Origin of the sequence: Pigmentiphaga daeguensis, from assembly GCF_039523035.1 — a bacterium.
Taxonomy (GTDB): domain Bacteria; phylum Pseudomonadota; class Gammaproteobacteria; order Burkholderiales; family Burkholderiaceae_B; genus Pigmentiphaga; species Pigmentiphaga daeguensis.
The window spans coordinates 143,588-162,569 of sequence record NZ_BAAAEN010000001.1 but is presented as its reverse complement, the minus strand read 5'-3'; the positions used below and the strand labels follow the sequence as shown (position 1 = coordinate 162,569).

Genomic DNA, 18,982 nt, shown 5'->3' with positions numbered 1-18,982 from the left:
ACTCAAACCGTCATGATCTCCGCTTCTTTCTGCGCGACCACCTTGTCGATCTCGGCGACGAAACGATCGGTCAGCTTCTGGACGTCGTCCTGCGCGCGGCGTTCTTCGTCCTCGGAGATTTCCTTGTCCTTGACCAGGCGCTTGAGCTGCTCGTTGGCGTCGCGCCGCAGGTTGCGCACGGCGACCTTGGCATCCTCGCCCTCGCTCTTGACCACCTTGGTCAGCTCGCGGCGGCGCTCTTCGGTCAGCGCCGGCATCGGCACGCGGATCAGGTCGCCCATGGACTGGGGGTTGAGACCCAGGTCGGATTCCCGGATGGCCTTCTCGACCACCTGGGCCATCTTCTTTTCCCACGCCTGGACGCTCAGGGTACGCGCATCCAGCACGCTGACGTTGGCGACCTGGCTCAGCGGAACCATGGAACCGTAGTACTCGACCTGGACATGGTCCAGTATGCCGGCATGGGCACGACCCGTACGGATCTTCGCGAGACTGCCCTTCAGGGTCTCGATGGACTTGCCCATCTTGGTCTCGGCGTTTTTCTTGACGTCGGAAGCGCTCATTGCGGTCTCCTAAATGCTGAACAATCGATCAAACGTGCACCAGCGTGCCTTCGTCGTCGCCCGAGACGACGCGCTTCAGGGCGCCAGGCTTGTTGATCGAAAAAACCTTGATCGGCAGTTTCTGGTCGCGGCACAGCGCGAACGCCGTCGCATCCATCACTTCCAGGCGGCGCACGATGGCCTCGTCGAAACTGATGCGGCTGTAGCGCGTAGCCGTGGGATCCTTCTTGGGATCGGCCGAATAGATGCCGTCGACCTTGGTTGCCTTCAATACGATTTCGGCACCGACCTCGGCGCCGCGCAGGGCGGCGGCGGTGTCGGTGGTGAAGAACGGGTTGCCCGTGCCGGCCGCGAAGATCACGACCTTGCCCTCTTCCAGGTAGCGCAGGGCCTTGGGGCGGATGTAGGGCTCGACCACCTGCTCGATGGTCAGCGCCGATTGCACGCGCGCATCGACGCCGCGGCGCTTGAGCGCGTCCTGCAGCGCCAGGGAGTTCATGATGGTGGCCATCATGCCCATGTAGTCGGCGGTGGCGCGGTCCATGCCCTGGGCACCCGGCGCCACGCCGCGGAAGATGTTGCCGCCGCCGATGACCAGCGCCAGCTCGACGCCCAGCTCGGCCACCTCGGCAATTTCCTCGACCATGCGGCCGATGGTCGCCCGGTTGATACCGAACGCATCGTCACCCATCAGGGCTTCGCCCGACAGCTTGAGCAGGACGCGCTTGTACGCCCCCGTTTTCGTTCCAGATGCGTTCATTTCCACCGTCATACATGCTCCCGCGCAATCGCCGACATCCGGCCCATCTCCGCCCACAGAGGCCCACCCTTCTGCGCTGCGTTACGTCTACATCTTTACAACAGCCCCACTTCCCCCAGACGAGGCACGAGGGATCCGGCTCCGCCGGTCCCTCGAGGCCGCCCCCGGGGGGCGCGCGTAAGCGCGTAGGGGGGGGACTAACTCTTTGCAGCAGCAGCCTGGGCAGCGACTTCTGCGGCGAAGTCGGTGACCTTCTTCTCGATGCCTTCGCCCACCACGTACAGCACGAACTGCTGGACGGCGGAGTTCTTGGCCTTGAGCACCTGCTGGACGGTCTGCTTGTCGTCCTTGACGAACGGTTGCGACAACAGCGTAACCTCTTTCAGGAACTTCTGGACCGAACCTTCGACCATCTTGGCGACGATGTCGGCGGGCTTGCCCGATTCGGCGGCCTTCTGCTCGGCAACCGAACGCTCGCGCTGGATGTCGTCCTGCGACACGCCGGCGGCGTCCAGCGCCTTCGGCTTGGTGGCCGCGACGTGCATGGCGATGTCCTTGCCCAGCGTTTCGTCGCCGGAGTACTCGACCAGCACGCCGATGCGGCCGCCGTGCACGTACTGGGCCAGCTTGTTCTCGGTGGCGATGCGGGTGAAGCGGCGGATGGAGATGTTCTCGCCGATCTTGCCGATCAGGGCGGTACGCACGCTTTCCACGGTGCCGTCACGGAACGCCAGCTCGGACAGGGCGGCGACGTCGGCCGGGTTGGCCTTGGCGATCAGCTCGGCGATTTCGTTGGCGAACTGGACGAAATCGTCGTTCTTGGCCACGAAGTCGGTTTCGCTGTTGACCTCGACGGCGACGCCGGTCTTGGCATCGGCCGAGACATACAGGGCCACCAGGCCTTCGGCGGTCACGCGGGCGGCGGCCTTGCTGGCCTTGCTGCCCAGCTTGACGCGCAGGATTTCCTCGGCCTTGGCCAGATCGCCACCGGCTTCGGTCAACGCCTTCTTGCACTCCATCATGGGCGCGTCGGTCTTCTCGCGCAGTTCCTTGACCATTGCTGCGGTAATTTCGGCCATGATTACTCCTGACATCTTCCGCCCCTGACAAAGGCGGAAATATAGTTTGACTAAAAAGAAGGGGCACAAGGCCCCTTCAAGCATTACTAGCGGCAGAGAAGCCCACTCCCGCATCCAGGCAAGAATGCGGCGCTTCGCGCCGAGACATCCCCACCCAGACCCAGGATGCGGTGGATCCGGCTCCGCCGGTCCACCCGCATCGCCCCCTGGGGGGCGCGCGCAAGCGCGTAGGGGGACCTTACTCCTCGCCTTCGACTTCCACGAACTCGTCGCCGCCTTCGGTCACGGCATCGACCACGCCCTGCAGGGCCTGTTCGCGGCCTTCCAGCACGGCATCGGCCACGCCGCGGGCGTACAGGGCGATCGCCTTGGACGAATCGTCGTTGCCCGGGATGACGTGGGCCACGCCGTCCGGCGAGTGGTTAGTATCCACCACGGCGACGACCGGAATGTTAAGCGCCTTGGCTTCGGTGACGGTAATTTTGTGATACCCGACGTCGATGATGAAGATCGCGTCCGGCAGGCCGTTCATGTCCTTGATGCCGCCGATGGACTTGTTCAGCTTCTCGAGCTCGCGCTGGAACATCAGCGCTTCCTTCTTGCTCATGCGCTCGGTCGCGCCCTCGGCCTGCATGGCTTCCATGTCCTTCAGGCGCTTGATCGAGGTCTTGACCGTCTTGAAGTTGGTCAGCATGCCGCCCAGCCAGCGGCTGTCGACGTAGGGCATGCCGCAGCGCTGCGCTTCCTCGGCGATGATCTCGCGAGCCGCGCGCTTGGTGCTGACGAACAGGATCGTGCCGCCGCGGGCCGACAGTTGACGCACGAACTTCAGAGCGTCCTGGTACAGGGCCAGGGTCTTCTCGAGGTTGATGATGTGGATCTTGTTGCGATGGCCGAAGATATAGGGGGCCATCTTGGGGTTCCAGAAGCGGGTTTGGTGGCCGAAGTGGACACCGGCTTCCAGCATTTCGCGCATGCTAACGGACATATTGACTCCGAGGGTTGGGTCTTGCACCGCATCAGCACCCGCCAGGCACACTAGGCCCGGCCGGCACCCTGGACGACACGGCGCGCGGTTGAAAAATCCAGGCCGAAGACGGGCGACATCCCTGGAGAAACTCCAGGCTTTCTGGCATGATGGACGCGCCACGCGGCGCCCCGCCACCCCAGGATCGCCCTGATCCGATCCGGCCTTTGGCTTCCTGAAATCACAGGAAGCCTATAATTCTACTATTTTCCGGACCACCTGCTCAAGCGATCCCTCGGCCCCGGCGCCGGCCCTCGTCGCTTCTTGTTACAAGAAAGCCTCGACGCCTGCCTTTCGGGCGCCGTCCGGGCCGGCTGCGGGCGCGACGGGCGGTCCGGCGCCATAACATAATGTGGAGCGCACACAGCGCGGGAAGCAGATCATGAGCATCACCATCAAGTCGGCCGAGGAAATCGGGAAAATGCGCGAGGCCTGCCAGGCGGCGGCCAGCGTGCTCGATTTCATCGCGCCCTACGTCAAGCCGGGCGTGACCACCGGCGAACTGGACCGGCTGTGCCTGGAATTCATGACCGACGAACTGAAGGTGAAGTCGGCCACCATCGGCTATGCGCCGCCGGGCTACCCGCCCTTCACCGGGGCCATCTGCACCTCGGTCAACCACCAGGTCTGCCACGGCATCCCCGGCGACAAGGTCCTGAAGAACGGCGACTCGCTCAACATCGACGTCACCATCATCAAGGACGGCTGGCACGGCGACACGAGCCGCATGTTCTTCGCCGGCGAGCCCTCCATCCTGGCGCGCCGCCTGGCGCAGGTCACGTACGAGTGCATGTGGCTGGGCATCGAGCAGGTCCGCCCCGGCGCCCACCTGGGCGACATCGGCCACGCCATCCAGAAGCACGCCGAGGCGCACGGCTACAGCGTGGTCCGGGAGTTCTGCGGCCACGGCATCGGCCAGGTGTTCCACGAAGACCCGCAGGTGCTGCACTACGGCAAGCCCGGCACCGGCATCGAACTGCTGCCGGGCATGATCTTCACCGTGGAACCCATGATCAACGCCGGACGCCGGGAAATCCGTGAACTGGCCGATGGATGGACCATCGTGACCCGGGACCACAGCCTGTCGGCCCAATGGGAACACACGGTGGTGGTGACGGACTCGGGCTACGAGACCCTGACCGTCTCGCCCGGCATGCCCGCCCCGCCCAGCTTCGTCACCGCCAAGGCCGCCTGATCCTGCTCCCATGTCCATGTCCACCGCCACGCTGGCCTCGCCCGGCCTGAACGAACTGCAGGGCCTGCGCAACACCATGCGAGCAGCGCGCGAGCGCGCGATCGCCACCTACCGCGAGAACCTGCGCGCCGATGGACTGCTGACCGAGCTGCGGCGCATCGTCGACCGCACGCTGGTGGCGCTGCTCGAGCGCCATCCGCTGCCCGAGGGCGCGACACTGGCGGCCGTGGGCGGCTACGGCCGCGGCGAGCTGTATCCCTATTCCGACGTGGACGTGCTGGTGCTGCTGCACCAGCCCCCCGGCGCCGAGGACGAGGCCAGAATAGGCGCGCTGATCACGGCGCTGTGGGACATCGGGCTGGAGCCCGGCCACAGCGTCCGCACGGTGGACGAATGCATGGCCGAGGCGGCCCGGGACATCACCGTGGAAACGGCGCTGCTGGAGGCCCGCTACCTGGCCGGCAGCCGGACGCTGATGCGCCAGTTCGAGACCGCGATGCGCGGCCGGCTGGACAAGCGTGCCTTCTTCCACGACAAGCAGCTGGAGATGCAGCAGCGGCACACCAAGTACAACTACACGCCGTACGCGCTGGAACCCAATTGCAAGGAATCGCCGGGCGGCCTGCGCGACCTGCAGGTCATCCTGTGGATGGCGCGGGCGGCAGGCTTCGGTAAGACCTGGGCACAGGTCGCCCGCGCGGGACTGCTGACGGCCGACGAGGCCCGCCACCTGCGGCGCGCCGAACAGGCCTTCAAGCGCCTGCGCATCGAGCTGCACCTGCTGACCGGCCGGCGCGAGGACAGACTGGTGTTCGACATCCAGCCGGCGATGGCCAAGGTCTACGGCATCGAGGCCGGCGGCGCGCGCCGCCCCAGCGAAATGCTGATGCAGCGCTACTACTGGGCGGCCAAGCTGGTGACCCAGCTCAACACCATCCTGGTCCAGAACCTGGAAGAGCGCCTGTTCGCGCGGCCGGGCGAAGAAGCCCAGCCCATCGACGAGGACTTCCGCAGCCTGCACGAACGGCTGGACATGTACCGGGACGACGCGTTCGAGCGCAACCCCACGCTGTTGCTGCGCGCCTTCCTGGTCATGCAGCAGCAACCCTCGCTCAAGGGCATGTCGGCCCGCATGCTGCGCGCCATCTGGCACGCGCGCCGGCGCATCGACGCCCAGTTCCGGCGCAATCCGGTCAACCGCCACCTGTTCCTGTCCATCCTGCAACAGCAGCGCGGCATCGTGCACGAGCTGCGCCGGATGAACGAACTCAGCATCCTGCCGCGCTACCTGCTGCCCTTTCGCCGCATCGTCGGCCAGATGCAGCACGACCTGTTCCACGCCTACACCGTGGACCAGCACATCCTGATGGTGGTGCGCAACCTGCGCCGCTTCACCATGCCGGAACACGCGCACGAGTACCCCCTGTGCAGCCAGTTGATCGCGAACTTCGACGGCCACTGGATCCTGTACGCGGCGGCCCTGTTCCACGACATCGCCAAGGGCCGCGGCGGCGATCACTCCGAGCTGGGCGCCGTGGAAGCGCGCAAGTTCGCGCGCGAGCACGGGCTGGCCAAGGACGACGCGGCACTGCTGGAATTCCTGGTGCGCCAGCACCTCACGCTGTCCTCGGTCGCGCAGAAAAAGGACCTGTCCGATCCGCAGGTCATCCAGGAGTTCGCGGCGCTGGTGGGCGACACGCGGCACCTGACCGCGCTCTACCTGCTGACCGTGGCCGACATACGCGGCACCAGCCCCAAGGTCTGGAACGCCTGGAAAGGCAAGCTGCTCGAAGACCTGTTCGTCAAGACGCGGCGGGCGCTGGGCGGAGAGATCCCCGACTCCAAGGCCATCCTGGAAAATCGCAAGGAAGAAGCGCTGGGCGCGCTGCGGCTGGCAGGGCTGACCGAGGACGCCCACGAAGCGCTGTGGAAGCAGCTGGACGTGGCCTATTTCCTGCGCCACGAGGCGCCCGAGATCGCCTGGCAGACCCGGCACCTGTACAACAAGGTCAACAGCGAGGCGCCCATCGTGCGCGCCCGCCTGGCGCCCATCGGCGAAGGCCTGCAGATCGTCGTCTACGTCAAGGACCAGCCCGACCTGTTCGCCCGCATCTGCGGCTATTTCGACGAGCGCCACCTCAGCATCCAGGACGCCCGCATCCACACTACGCGCCATGGCTGGGCGCTGGACAGCTTCATCGTGCTGGCCCAGGGCACGCCCAGCGAACAGCGTTCGCTGCTGAGCCTGGTCGAACACGAACTGACCCAGCGGCTGGCCACGCCCAACGCCGCCGGACCGGCCTCGGCGGGCGACGCCGTCCCGCTGGGGCCCCGGCAGTCGCGGCAGTCGCGCATGTTCCCGATCACCCCCGCGATCGAACTGCGGCCCGACGAGCGCGGACAATCGTGGATACTGAGCGTGACCGCCTCCGACCGGACCGGCCTGCTGCACGCGCTGGCGCGCACCTTCGTCAAGCACGGCATCAACCTCAAGACCGCCAAGGTCATGACCCTGGGCGAACGGGTCGAGGACACTTTCCTGATCGACGGCGACGCGCTCAACAACGCGCGCAGCCAGATCCAGTTCGAACAGGACTTGCTGGAAGCCCTGCAGTAAGCAGCGCCAGTTCCTTTCACGGCGCTGTCGCATGCTTAACCAATTGAAAACGCGGCTTGCGCCGCACGGATCCCAAAAGCAACAATAGCCGGGTTGCCCCGCCCCTGGGGCGGCGTACCGATGGGAGCTCCGCACGTGTCCGCACCTGTTCCCCTGCCGGCCGATGACGACGACGATCGCACGTCGTTCTCCAAGGAAAGCCTGAAGCGCGCCTTTTTCGACCACCTGTTCTACACGATAGGCAAGTTTCCGAAGATCTCGGGCAAGAACGACCTCTACCTGGCCCTGGCCCACGCGATACGCGACCGCAGCCTGCAGCGCTGGATCAGCAGTACCGCCCAGTACAACCAGACCGCGCCGCGCACCGTCGCCTACCTGTCGGCCGAATTCCTGATGGGCCCGCACCTGGGCAACCACCTGATCAACCTGGGCATCGCCGACAGCGTGCGCGAAGCCATGGCCGAGCTGAAACTCGACTTCAACGAGATCCTGCGCCAGGAAGAAGAGCCGGGCCTGGGCAACGGCGGCCTGGGCCGCCTGGCCGCCTGCTTCCTGGATTCCCTGGCCACCGGGCAGATCCCGGCCTTCGGCTACGGCATCCGCTACGAGTACGGTATCTTCTTCCAGACCATCATCGATGGCTGGCAGGTCGAGAACACCGACAAGTGGCTGCGCTACGGCAATCCATGGGAAATCCAGCGCGCCGAATGGGCGGTCGAGATCAAGCTGGGCGGCCACACCGAACAGTACACCGACGATGCCGGCTACCTGCGCGTGCGCTGGGCCCCCGAGAAGACCGTGGTGGGCGTGCCGTTCGATTCGCCCATCCCCGGCTACCGCGTCAACACCACCAACACGCTGAGGCTGTGGCGGGCGGAGGCCACCGAGTCCTTCGATTTCTCGGTCTTCAACCAGGGTGACTACCTGGGCGCGGTCAGCAAGAAGGTGACGTCCGAGAACCTGACCAAGGTGCTCTACCCCAACGACGAAACCACCCAAGGCAAGGAACTGCGGCTGGAGCAGCAATACTTTTTCGTGTCGTGTTCGCTGCAGGACATGATACGCATCCATCTTGCCCGCGGCGGCGCCATCGGCGATTTCGACAAGAAGTTCGCGATCCAGCTCAACGACACGCATCCGGCCATCGCCATCGCCGAACTGATGCGGCTGCTGGTGGACGAACACCTGTTGCCGTGGGACCAGGCCTGGGGCATCACCACGCGCAGCTTCTCGTACACCAACCACACGCTGCTGCCCGAAGCCCTGGAGCGCTGGCCGCTGGACCTGTTCCAGCGCATCCTGCCGCGCCACCTGGAACTCATCTATGAGATCAACGCGCGCTTCCTGAACGACGTGCGCATTCATTTCCTGGGAGACGAATCCCGCATCTCCCGCCTCTCGCTGATCGACGAAAGCGGCGAGCGCTACGTACGCATGGCGCACCTGGCCTGCGTGGGCAGCCACGCCATCAACGGCGTGGCCGAACTGCACTCGGACCTGCTCAAGCACGGGCTGCTGAAGGACTTCTACGAAATGTGGCCCGAGAAGTTCACCAACGTCACCAACGGCGTCACGCCGCGCCGCTGGCTGGTCCTGAGCAATCCGCGCCTGACCTCGCTGGTGACCAACGCCATCGGCGACGCCTGGGTGACCGACCTGCCCCGCATCCGCCTGATCGAGGACTACATCGACGATGCGGCGTTCCGGCAGGAATGGCGCGCGGTCAAGCGCGCCAACAAGGTGGACCTGGCGGCGCTGATCCTGCGGCGCACGGGGGTCAAGGTCGACCCCGATTCGATGTTCGACGTGCTGGTCAAGCGCATCCACGAATACAAGCGCCAGCACCTGGCGGTCCTGCATATCGTCACGCTGTACCACCGCTTGAAGTCCGGCCGGGCACGCGACCCCCTGCCCCGCACCTTCATCTTCGGCGGCAAGGCCGCCCCCGGCTATCACACCGCCAAGCTGATGATCAAGCTCATCACCTCGGTAGGCGATGTGGTCAACAACGATCCCGACGTGCGCGACCTGCTCAAGGTGGTGTTCATCCCCAATTTCAACGTCACGCAGGGCCAGTGCATCTATCCGGCCGCCGAGCTGTCCGAGCAGATATCGCTGGCGGGCAAGGAGGCCTCGGGAACCGGCAACATGAAATTCGCGATGAACGGGGCGCTGACCATAGGCACCATGGACGGCGCCAACATCGAACTGCGCGACCAGGTCGGGGCCGAGAACTTCTTCCTGTTCGGCCATACCGCCGCGGAAGTGCGCCACATCAAGACCGCCGGCTATCATCCCGGCGACTACTACCATAGCCACAGCGAGCTGCGCACCTGCCTCGACCTGATCCAGAGCGGTTTCTTCTCGCGCGGCGACACCGAACTGTTCCGGCCGCTGGTCGACAACCTGCTGCGGCACGACCCCTATCTGCTGCTGGCGGACTACCAGTCCTACATCGAGTGCCAGGATCTCGTCAGCCAGGCCTATCGCGACCATGAAGGCTGGACGCGCATGTCCATCCTCAATACCGCCCGATCCGGCAAGTTCTCGTCGGACCGCAGCATCCGCGAATACGCCGAACAGATCTGGAACGTCAAGCCGGTGCCGGTCGAACTGTATGACGAGGCCGAGATGGAGCACACGCTGCGGTGAAAGCTTGCCAAGCAGTGAGAGAATAGGCGCTTTCCACCCCCTTCATCGAGGCCCCATGAAGCTCTACTACTCCCCCGGCGCCTGCTCCCAGGCCCCCCACATCGTCCTGCGCGAGGCGGGCATCGACTTCACCTGGGAAAAGGTCGACCTCAAGGCCAAGACCACCGAGACCGGGCAGGATTTCCGCAAGATCAATCCCAAGGGCTACGTGCCAGCGCTGGAAGTGTCCACTGGCGTGGTGATGACCGAGCTGGCCGTGCTGCTGCAATACATCGCCGATCTCGTGCCGGCGCGCAAGCTGGCGCCCCCGCCCGACAGCGCCGAGCGCTACGCGCTGCAAACCTGGCTGGTGTTCATCGCCACCGAGATCCACAAGGGCTTCTCGCCCATGTTCAAGCCCACGCTGAGCGAGGAAGGCAAGGACGTCTTCCGCCAGATCCTGGCCACGCGCCTGGACTACGTGCAAAGCGAGCTGTCGCAGCGCGAATACCTGATGCCCGGTGGCTTTTCCGTGGCCGATATCTACCTGTTCGTGACCACCGGCTGGGCCGCGCGCCTGAACTACGACCTGTCGCGCTGGCCCGCCATCGTGGCCTTCCGCGAACGCATCGCGCAACGCCCCGCCGTGCAGGCGGCGCTCAAGGCCGAAGGCCTGCAGTAAATCCCCCCCCTACGCGCTGACGCGCGCCCTGAATCGTGGGCCCCCAGCCGCTACGCGGCAGCCCCCCGATGGGGGCTGGGCCCGCCTTGGGGCGGCCCGGCGCCGGGCCCAGGGGCGGCACTGGCGGACCGGCAAAGCCGGATCCGCTGTGCCCTGGATCACTGACGAATCAGGTGGCTCCGTCGCCGCAGGTGGTGCCCACCAGTTGGCCCAGGATGCGGTGGACGTTCTGCATGCTGTCGTCCACCACCACGCGCATGCCCTGCATGGAAATCTCGTCCACGCTGGCGCGCTGGCCGGCGGCATCGTTGGTGACGAGACACAGGGCCGCATAGTCCAGGTCGAGCTCCCGCGCCAGGGCGGCCTCGGGCATGCCGGTCATGCCGACCATGTCGCAGCCGTCCCGCCCCATCCGGCGGATTTCCGCGGCGGTTTCCAGCCGCGGACCCTGTGTGCAGCCATAGACCCCGCCGTCGACGACGTCTATCCCGCAGGTCCGCGCCGATTCCAGCAGATCGTGCCGCATGGCGGCCCCGTAGGGCTGGGTCATGTCCACGTGGGCGACGGGCTGGTCGCCTCCCTCGAAGAAGGTGCGGGGCCGTTCGGTGGTGTAGTCGATGATCTGGTCGGGCACGACGATGACCCCGGGCACGAGGGGACCCGCGATGCCGCCCACCGTCGCCACCGAGACGATGCGCCGCACCCCCACCTCGTGCAGCGCCCACAGGTTGGCGCGATAGTTGATGCGGTGCGGGGCCAGCGTGTGGCCGTATCCATGGCGGGCCAGGAAGACGATTTCGGCGCCGTCGCCGATGCGCCCGTAGGTCAGCGCGCCCGAAGGCTCGCCGTAGGGCGTGCGCACGACCTGGCGGCGCGTCACGACGAGCCCGGTCAAATGGTAGAGGCCGGTGCCTCCGATGATTGCCTGCATGGTTTTCCTTCCTGCGAAGCGGCGCTTCGCCCTGTCAAGACTGCAGCAAGGCCTTCAGGCCGTCCTCGTCGAGCACGGCGATGCCGAGCTCCTGGGCCTTGGCGAGCTTGCTGCCGGCGTCGGCGCCGGCGACGACGTAGTGGGTCTTCTTGGACACCGAGCCGGTCACCTTGCCGCCGGCGGCGCGTATGAGCTCGGCCGCGTCCTCGCGGGTGAGCGTGGGCAACGTGCCGGTCAGCACGAAAGTCTTGCCGCCGATGGGGCCGGCGGTGCGATCGACCACGGTTTCCGTGCCGGGGGTCACCCCGTTGCGCAGCAGGTCGGCCACGACCTCGCGGTTGTGCGGTTCGGCGAAGAAGCGAAAGATGGACGCGGCCACCACGGGCCCGACGTCGGGCACCGCCAGCAGCTCGGCCTCGGTGGCGTTCATCACCGCATCCAGGTTGCCGAAATGGCGCGCCAGGTCGCGGGCCGTGGACTCGCCCACGTGCCGTATCCCCAGCGCGAAAAGAAATCTCCCCAGCGGCGGCGTGCGTGTCGCGGCGATGGACTCGACCAGGTTGCGTGCCGACTTCTCGCCCATGCGGTCCAGGCCGGCCAGCTCTTCCTCGTTCAGCGTATAGAGATCCGCCAGCGTGTGCACGCGGCCGCGCTCGACCAGCTGATCGATCAGCTTCTCGCCCAGCCCCTCGATGTCCAGCGCGCGGCGCTGGGCGGCATGCCACAACGCCTGCTTGCGCTGCGCAGCGCAGAACAGGCCCCCGGTACAGCGCGCGATGATCTCGTCCTCGGGCCGCTCGATGGCCGATCCGCACACCGGACACTGGGTGGGCATGACGAACTTGCGGGCATCGGCCGGGCGCTTGTCCAGCACGGGTGTCACGACCTCGGGAATGACATCGCCGGCCCGGCGGACCACCACGGTGTCGCCGATGCGCACGTCCTTGCGCTCGATCTCGTCTTCGTTGTGCAGCGTCGCGTTGGTGACCGTGACGCCGCCCACGAACACCGGCTTGAGCCGCGCAACGGGCGTGATGGCGCCGGTGCGGCCGACCTGTACTTCGATGCCGAGCAACTCGGTGGTGGCTTCCTCGGCCGGGAACTTGTGCGCGACGGCGAAGCGCGGCGCGCGCGAGACGTATCCCAGCGTGCGCTGCGCCTCGAGCGCGTTGACCTTGTAGACCACGCCGTCGATGTCATAGGGCAGCGAGGCCCGCAGCCCCTCGACCCGCCGGTAGAACGCCAGCAGGCCGGCCGCGTCCGACGCCAGCTGGCGCTCGCGGTTGACCGGCATGCCCAGTTCCTGCAGCCAGTCCAGCATGCCCATGTGGGTATCGAACGGCGGCGCGTCGGCGCGGGATTCCTTGCCCGGCAGGCTGCCGCGTATCTCGCCCCAGCCATAGGCGAAGAATCGCAGCGGACGGCGGGCCGTGATGCGCGGATCGAGCTGCCTCAGGCTGCCCGCCGCAGCATTGCGGGGATTGATGAAGACTTTCTCACCGGCTTCGCGCTGGGCGTCGTTCAGGCGCTCGAAATCCTTGCGGAACAGCAGCACCTCGCCGCGAACCTCCAGCACCTCGGGCACGGGTCCCGCCAAGGTCAGCGGGATGGATCGTATGGTCCGGATGTTGGCGGTGATGTCCTCGCCCGTCTGGCCGTCGCCGCGGGTAGCGGCCCGCGCAAACCTGCCGTTCTCGTAGCGCAGGCTGACGGCCAGTCCGTCCAGCTTCAGCTCACAGGCGTACTCGACGGCGGACGCCGTTTCCAGGCCGTCGCGCACCCGTTTGTCGAAGGCCTGGATGTCCTCGTCGTCGAAGGCATTGTTCAGGGACAGCATGGGCACCGCGTGGCGCACCGAACCGAAGGCGGACAGCGGCGCACCGCCCACCCGCTGGGTGGGAGAATCGGGCGTGGCCAGCAGCGGGAATTCCTGCTCCAGCTTGACCAGTTCCGCGAACAGCGCGTCGTACTCGGCGTCGCTGATCAGCGGGTCGTCCATCACGTAGTAGCGGGCGTTGTGCAAGGCCAGCTCCTGGCGCAGCTGCGCCGCCCTCTGCATGGCCTGGTTTTCCCGATCGACCCCCGACACCATATCCGCTCCGCCTGCGCGCCTTATCCGAATACCCGCAGGGCACGCACCGAACCGGCCTTCAGGCCGGACTGCTCAAGGCGCGCATACAGCGCCAGCAATTGCTTGTCGATGGCGGCCTCGGCGCCATCCGCCAGGGGCCGGCCGTTGTCGTCGACCACGGCGGCTTCCAGCCGCGTGGCCAGCCCACGGGCGACCTGGGCCATCTGGGCGAAGGCGTGCTCGTGGGCGGGCGCCCGGGGCACGTCCAGGACCAGGCTGAGTTGGCCGATGGTGGCCGGGCCCGCCGAGCCCAGCGATACGCCATCGCTGCGCCCCAGCGTGAAGCGGACCGCGCCGTCCTGATCCACCCATGGCAGGCGGCCGTCGTGGATGGACGAGAATCCGGCCTCGCGCGCGGCGGTCAGCACGTCGCCGGATGACCAGCGGCGGCTGCTGGCCACCAGGGTCAGGCCCACCTGGGCGTCGAGCGCGGCGCAGACGGCATCGAGCTTGTTGGCGCGATCCAGCACCGCTTGCGTATCGCTGGCCTCCACCGTGCCGTCGAACCGATCGGCCAGCACGCGCGAGCGCGACAGTGCCTCGGCCCATTCGCCGGCGCTGAGCGGGCCGCTGCGATTGGCCAGCAGCACGGCCACCTGGACGGACGCATAGTTCTCGCCACTGCGGATGGCCGAGCGGTGCACCCCCTCGGCCGTTTCGGCGAACACGCGCAGCGATTTCTGGCCGGCGTGGCGGATGCCCTGGGTGAAGGCCGCCAGCTCGTCGCCCGGCACGGGTTCGAGAAAGGAGACGTCGATGACGGTCTCGCAGGCCTCGTCGGCTTCGTCCGCATCATGCTGCTGCGGCACGGCCGCGCCTTCGGCCGGCGCCTCCATGCCTCCGACGATGTTGGGCTCGGCGATTTCGCCCGCGCCCAGCCCCGGCTCGCGGCGTACCCCGTCCGCCTTGGGCAGGCCGGTTTCGACCCCATGCAGCAAGGGATCCTTGCCCGAGTCCGGGAAGCCGTCCTGTATCTGCTTGCGAGCGCGGCGGTCCTGCCACCAGTTCAGTCCAAGCACGACGACGATGGCCAGAACGCCAAGGGCGATGAGCCCGGTTTGTAGATCACTCATTGGTGTGTTCCCGATGGCGGGGCATGGTGGAAAGAGTGCCGGTTCGCGGACTGCCGGCTCATCAGGCGGCCTCGACGGCGAGTTGCATGGCCGAGTCGATGTCGACGGCCACGATGCGGGAGACGCCCTGCTCCTGCATGGTCACGCCGACCAGCTGGTGTGCCATTTCCATCGCGATCTTGTTGTGCGAGATGAACAGGAACTGCGTCTGCTCGCTCATCCGGCGCACCAGGTTCGCGTAGCGCTCGGTGTTGGCATCGTCCAGCGGCGCGTCGACCTCGTCCAGCAGGCAGAACGGCGCCGGATTGAGCTTGAACATGGCGAACACCAGCGCGGTGGCCGTCAGTGCCTTCTCGCCGCCCGACAGCAGATGGATGGTGCTGTTGCGCTTGCCCGGAGGCTGGGCCATGACCTGCACGCCGGCATCCAGGATTTCCTCGCCGGTCATGACGAGCTTCGCTTCGCCACCCCCGAACAGCGACGGGAAGAGTTCGCCGAAGTTGCGGTTGACGGTGTCGAAGGTCTCCTGCAGCAACTGGCGAGTCTCGCGGTCGATCTTGCGGATGGCGTCCTCGAGCGTATCGATGGCGGCCTGCAGGTCGGACTGCTGGGCATCCAGGTAGGTCTTGCGCTCGCGCGAGGCGTTGAGTTCGTCCAGCGCGGCCAGGTTGACCGCGCCCAGCGCGGCAACCTCGCGGGCCAGGCGCTGCACTTCGGCCTGCAGCCAGTTGGGACGCTGCCACTCCTTGGGCAGCGCGTCGAGTTGCTCGCCCAGCGCCGCCAGGTCCAGCTCCTGGCCGGCCAGTTGCTCGGCATATTGTTCCTGGGCCAGGCGGGCCGCCTGTTCCTTCAGCTGCAGCTCGGTGATGCGGCTGCGCAGCGGCTCGAGCGAACGCTCGATGCCCAGGCGCTGCTCGTCGGCGGCGCGCAGTTGCGCGGCCAGGGTATCCATTTCGATGCGGGCGCGGTTCAGCACCTGCTCGCGCTCGCTGCGCAGCTCGAGCGCCGACTGCAGGCCGGCCTGGGCCGCGGCGTCGTCCAGGACCCGCAATTCCTGCTGGACCCGTTCGGCCTCGGCGGCGGCGCGCTGGCTCTGCTCGCCCGCCAGTTGCAGGCTGCGGCGCAGCTCGTCGATGCGCGCGCGCAGGCCCCGCTCGGCGAAGCTGGCTTCCTGGGCCGACCGCTCGAGTTCACGCAGGCGATCGCGCGCCCGCTGGACGTCCGCTTCACGCTGCTCCTGGGCCATCTGCGCGTCTTCGAACGCGGACTGCTTGTCGCCCAGCTGGCCATCCAGGATCTCGAAGCGGCCCTCGGCCTCTTCCTTGCGGATGCGGGCCTCTTCTTCCTGCGCCTCGAGTTCGGCATGCTCTTCGCGGATGCGCGCGGCGCGCTCCTCGGACTGCGCGGCCTGCTGCGACAGCTTGGAATGCTCGAGCTGGATGGCGTGCAGGCGCTGGGTAACCTCGGCCAGGCGCTGGCGCGAGGCGGGCAAGGCCTGCGCCACCTGCTGGTAGCCGGCCTCGGCGCGCGCCACGGCGGACCGTGCCTCGTCGGCGATGAGCTGCTGGGCCTTGAGCTGGCGTTGCAGGTTCTCGATTTCCTGCTGGCGCGCCAGCATGCCGGCCTGTTCGGAATCGGGGGCGTAGAAACGGACGCTGTTGTGCCCGATCAGGTGCCCTTCCTTGACCACGAACTGGCCGCCTTCGGGCAACTGGGCGCGCGCGGCCAGCGCCTGGGTGGCGTCGGTGGCCGTATAGACATCGCGCAGCCAGTCGGCCATGAGCGAACGCAGGCCCGGATCGGTGATGCGCAGCAGCGACACCAGCGGCGTCAGCGCGGCTGGCGCGGGAGCCGGCGCCGTGGCCGGCGGCATCTGGTAGAAGGCCAGCCGCGCGGGCGGCGCGTCGCCGAAGAAGGCCTTGGCCCATTCGAGATTGCTGACTTCCAGCGCGGCCAGCCGCTCGCGCAGCACGGCCTCCAGCGCCGTTTCCCAGCCTGGCTCGATATGCAGCTTCTGCCACAGCCGGCCGAGCTGCGTCAGTTCGTGTTTCTCCAGCCAGGGATGCAGCGCGCCCTGCTTCTGCACATCCTGCTGCAGGCGGGTCAGGGCCGAGAGCCGGGCTTCGATCTGCGAAACGGAGGCGGCCTCCTTCTGCACCAGTTCCTGGGCCTGCCGGCGGCCGGCGTCGACCTGCGGCAACTGGGCCTCGAGCGTGGACAGCTCCTGCTGGGCATGCTGGACACGCTGCTCGGTGTCGGCCAGGTCGCCCGTCAACTGCTCGAGCCGGGCCGGGTCGGGGCGCTGCAGGTTCCGTTCTTCCTGTTCCAGGCGCTCGCGGCGCTGCGCCAGGGCCTGCAACTGGCGGTCGGCCTCGCGCTGCTCCTGGGCGGTCAAGGCCAGGTTCTGTTCGACCTGGGACAGCGCAGCGCGCAGCTCGGACAGGCCGGATGCGGCATCGCGCACCTTGGCCTCGATGTCCGGCAACTGGGCCTGCGCTTCTTCGGCCACGACGCGCGCTTCCTCGGCGCGGGCCTCGCCCACGGCCAGGTCTTCCTCGGCCTGCGCCAACTGGTCGCTGCCGGTCTCGTGCTGCTCGTTCCACTGGGCGATCTGCTGCTGCAGTTGCGCCAGCTGGGCCTGCATCCGGTTGCGCGCCTCGACCACGTACTTGATCTCGGCCTCGAGCCGGCTGACCTCGGCATTGGCCTCGTACAGGCCGCCCTGCGCGGCATGGACGGCATCGCTGGCGGCATAGTGCGCCTGGCGCGTGCCTTCCAGGTCGGACTCGAGCTTGCGCAGGCCCGCCATGGCGGCCTCGAGGTCGGTCTGGGCCTGTTCGATGGCCAGCGCGTGCTTCATGCGGTCGGCGTCGGCCTCGCGTTTCTTCAGCAGCCACAGGAAGCGCTGCTTCTGCTCGCTTTCCGCCTGGAACCCCTGGTAGCGCTGGGCGACCTCGGCCTGTGCCTCGAGCTTCTCGAGCTGGGTGGCCAGCTCGCGCAGGATGTCCTCCACGCGCGTCATGTTCTCGCGCGTGTCGGCCAGGCGGTTCTCGGTCTCGCGGCGGCGCTCCTTGTAGCGCGACACGCCCGCCGCCTCTTCCAGGAATACGCGCAGTTCATCGGGCCGGGCCTCGATGATGCGCGAGATCATGCCCTGCCCGATGATGGCGTAGCCCCGCGCGCCCAGGCCGGTACCCAGGAAGATGTCGTGGATGTCGCGGCGGCGGACCTGCTGGTTGTTGACGAAATAGCTGCTGGTGCCGTCGCGGGTCAGCACGCGCTTGACGGCGATTTCGCCGTACTGGCTCCATTGCCCGGACGCCCTGCCCTCGGAGTTGTCGAACACCAGTTCGACCGACGAGCGCGCCGCCGGCTTGCGGTTGACCGATCCGTTGAAGATCACGTCCTGCATGGACTCGCCGCGCAGCTCGGAAGCCTTGGATTCGCCCAGGACCCAGCGCACGGCGTCGATGATGTTGGACTTTCCGCAGCCATTGGGTCCCACCACGCCGACCAGCTGGCTCGGCACCTGGATGGAAGTGGGGTCGACGAACGACTTGAAACCTGCGAGTTTGATCTGGGTAAGTCGCACCGGAAACGAAGCTTCGCTTAAAAAAGGCTGGAAAAGGAACCGACCTGCACCCAAGCCGGTCCGATATGGCGGAACACTCCCCACCCCCGCCCCAGGGCACCGGGATCCGGCTCCGCCGGTCCTCCAGTGCCGCCCCCTTCAGGGGTCGCGCGAAGCGCGGAGGGAGGGGGGCCAACACAGCTTCGTATAATACCAAAGGGTCATCGGCAAGGTTACGCCAGGAGCCGCCGCCCAGTCTGTTTTTTCATTTTCGTTACGTATAGATCGCAAGAGACATGCCCTCTCAACCCAGCAAGAGCCTAGACACCTTCGCCAACCCCAGCCCGGGGCGCGACTTCCAGATCCACATCGAGGTGCCGGAATTCACCTGCCTGTGCCCGATGACCGGACAGCCGGACTTCGCCCTGCTGGTCATCGACTACATCCCCGACCAGTTGTGCGTCGAGCTCAAGAGCCTCAAGCTCTACGCCTGGAGCTTCCGCAACGAAGGCAAGTTCCACGAAGCGGTCACCAACGAGATCCTGGACGATCTCGTACGCGCGCTGTCCCCCCGCTTCATGCGGATCACCGCCAAGTGGTACGTGCGCGGCGGCATCTTCACCAACGTCGTCGCCGAGCACCGCCAGCCCGGCTGGACGCCGCAGCCCGCCGTGCAACTGCAGGAATTCGCGCCCGGCAGCAATATCCGCGGGTAACTACCA

The 18,982-nt window shown here is 66.8% G+C and carries 13 protein-coding genes; 5 read left to right on the top strand and 8 right to left on the bottom strand.

Translation table 11 applies throughout. The features are described from left to right. Positions 1-2: 2 nt before the first annotated feature. From frr to rpsB, 4 genes are all read right to left on the bottom strand, one after another. Positions 3-563, bottom strand: coding sequence for a ribosome recycling factor (gene frr / locus ABD104_RS00810; protein WP_087837403.1), 561 nt, complete (start codon positions 561-563; stop codon positions 3-5). 28 nt (positions 564-591) lie between these two features. Beyond that, the gene (pyrH, locus tag ABD104_RS00805; protein WP_087837431.1) at positions 592-1,323 is read right to left on the bottom strand and encodes a UMP kinase; all 732 of its coding nucleotides are present in this window, start codon (positions 1,321-1,323) and stop codon (positions 592-594) included. Between the two features lie 197 nt (positions 1,324-1,520). Then, entirely contained in the window at positions 1,521-2,402 is an 882-nt protein-coding gene (tsf, locus tag ABD104_RS00800; protein ID WP_087837404.1) for a translation elongation factor Ts, read from the bottom strand. A 238-nt stretch (positions 2,403-2,640) separates the two neighbouring features. Then, complete coding sequence (gene rpsB / locus ABD104_RS00795) at positions 2,641-3,390, bottom strand: 30S ribosomal protein S2 (protein WP_087837405.1); 750 nt, start codon at positions 3,388-3,390, stop codon at positions 2,641-2,643. A 421-nt stretch (positions 3,391-3,811) separates the two neighbouring features. On the opposite strand from rpsB, the gene map reads away from it, so the two are divergent. The 4 genes from map to gstA all read left to right on the top strand — a co-directional run bounded on the left by map (position 3,812) and on the right by gstA (position 10,554). Beyond that, a complete protein-coding gene (gene map / locus ABD104_RS00790) occupies positions 3,812-4,624 on the top strand; it encodes a type I methionyl aminopeptidase (protein WP_087837406.1) in 813 nt (270 codons plus the stop codon). A 16-nt stretch (positions 4,625-4,640) separates the two neighbouring features. Continuing rightward, entirely contained in the window at positions 4,641-7,241 is a 2,601-nt protein-coding gene (locus ABD104_RS00785) for a [protein-PII] uridylyltransferase (RefSeq protein WP_087837432.1), read from the top strand. Between the two features lie 135 nt (positions 7,242-7,376). Further along, positions 7,377-9,893, top strand: coding sequence for a glycogen/starch/alpha-glucan phosphorylase (locus tag ABD104_RS00780; RefSeq protein WP_243724335.1), 2,517 nt, complete (start codon positions 7,377-7,379; stop codon positions 9,891-9,893). A 55-nt stretch (positions 9,894-9,948) separates the two neighbouring features. Continuing rightward, on the top strand, positions 9,949-10,554 hold the full coding sequence (gstA, locus tag ABD104_RS00775) for a glutathione transferase GstA (protein ID WP_338615263.1): 606 nt from the start codon (positions 9,949-9,951) through the stop codon (positions 10,552-10,554). A gap of 169 nt (positions 10,555-10,723) precedes the next feature. On the opposite strand, the gene ABD104_RS00770 is transcribed toward gstA, so the two are convergent. The 4 genes from ABD104_RS00770 to smc all read right to left on the bottom strand — a co-directional run bounded on the left by ABD104_RS00770 (position 10,724) and on the right by smc (position 18,281). Then, complete coding sequence (locus ABD104_RS00770; protein WP_087837409.1) at positions 10,724-11,485, bottom strand: S-methyl-5'-thioinosine phosphorylase; 762 nt, start codon at positions 11,483-11,485, stop codon at positions 10,724-10,726. A 34-nt stretch (positions 11,486-11,519) separates the two neighbouring features. Continuing rightward, a complete protein-coding gene (gene ligA, locus ABD104_RS00765; protein ID WP_425543303.1) occupies positions 11,520-13,544 on the bottom strand; it encodes an NAD-dependent DNA ligase LigA in 2,025 nt (674 codons plus the stop codon). Positions 13,545-13,597: 53 nt separating this feature from the next. Then, on the bottom strand, positions 13,598-14,689 hold the full coding sequence (locus ABD104_RS00760; RefSeq protein WP_343927005.1) for a cell division protein ZipA C-terminal FtsZ-binding domain-containing protein: 1,092 nt from the start codon (positions 14,687-14,689) through the stop codon (positions 13,598-13,600). Between the two features lie 61 nt (positions 14,690-14,750). Continuing rightward, positions 14,751-18,281 (bottom strand): chromosome segregation protein SMC, encoded by a 3,531-nt coding sequence (gene smc, locus ABD104_RS00755; protein ID WP_087837412.1) that lies wholly within the window; start codon positions 18,279-18,281, stop codon positions 14,751-14,753. Positions 18,282-18,556: 275 nt separating this feature from the next. Here smc and queF point away from each other — a divergent pair, with 275 nt between their 5' ends. Then, entirely contained in the window at positions 18,557-18,976 is a 420-nt protein-coding gene (gene queF / locus ABD104_RS00750) for a preQ(1) synthase (RefSeq protein ID WP_087837413.1), read from the top strand. Positions 18,977-18,982: the final 6 nt, after the last annotated feature.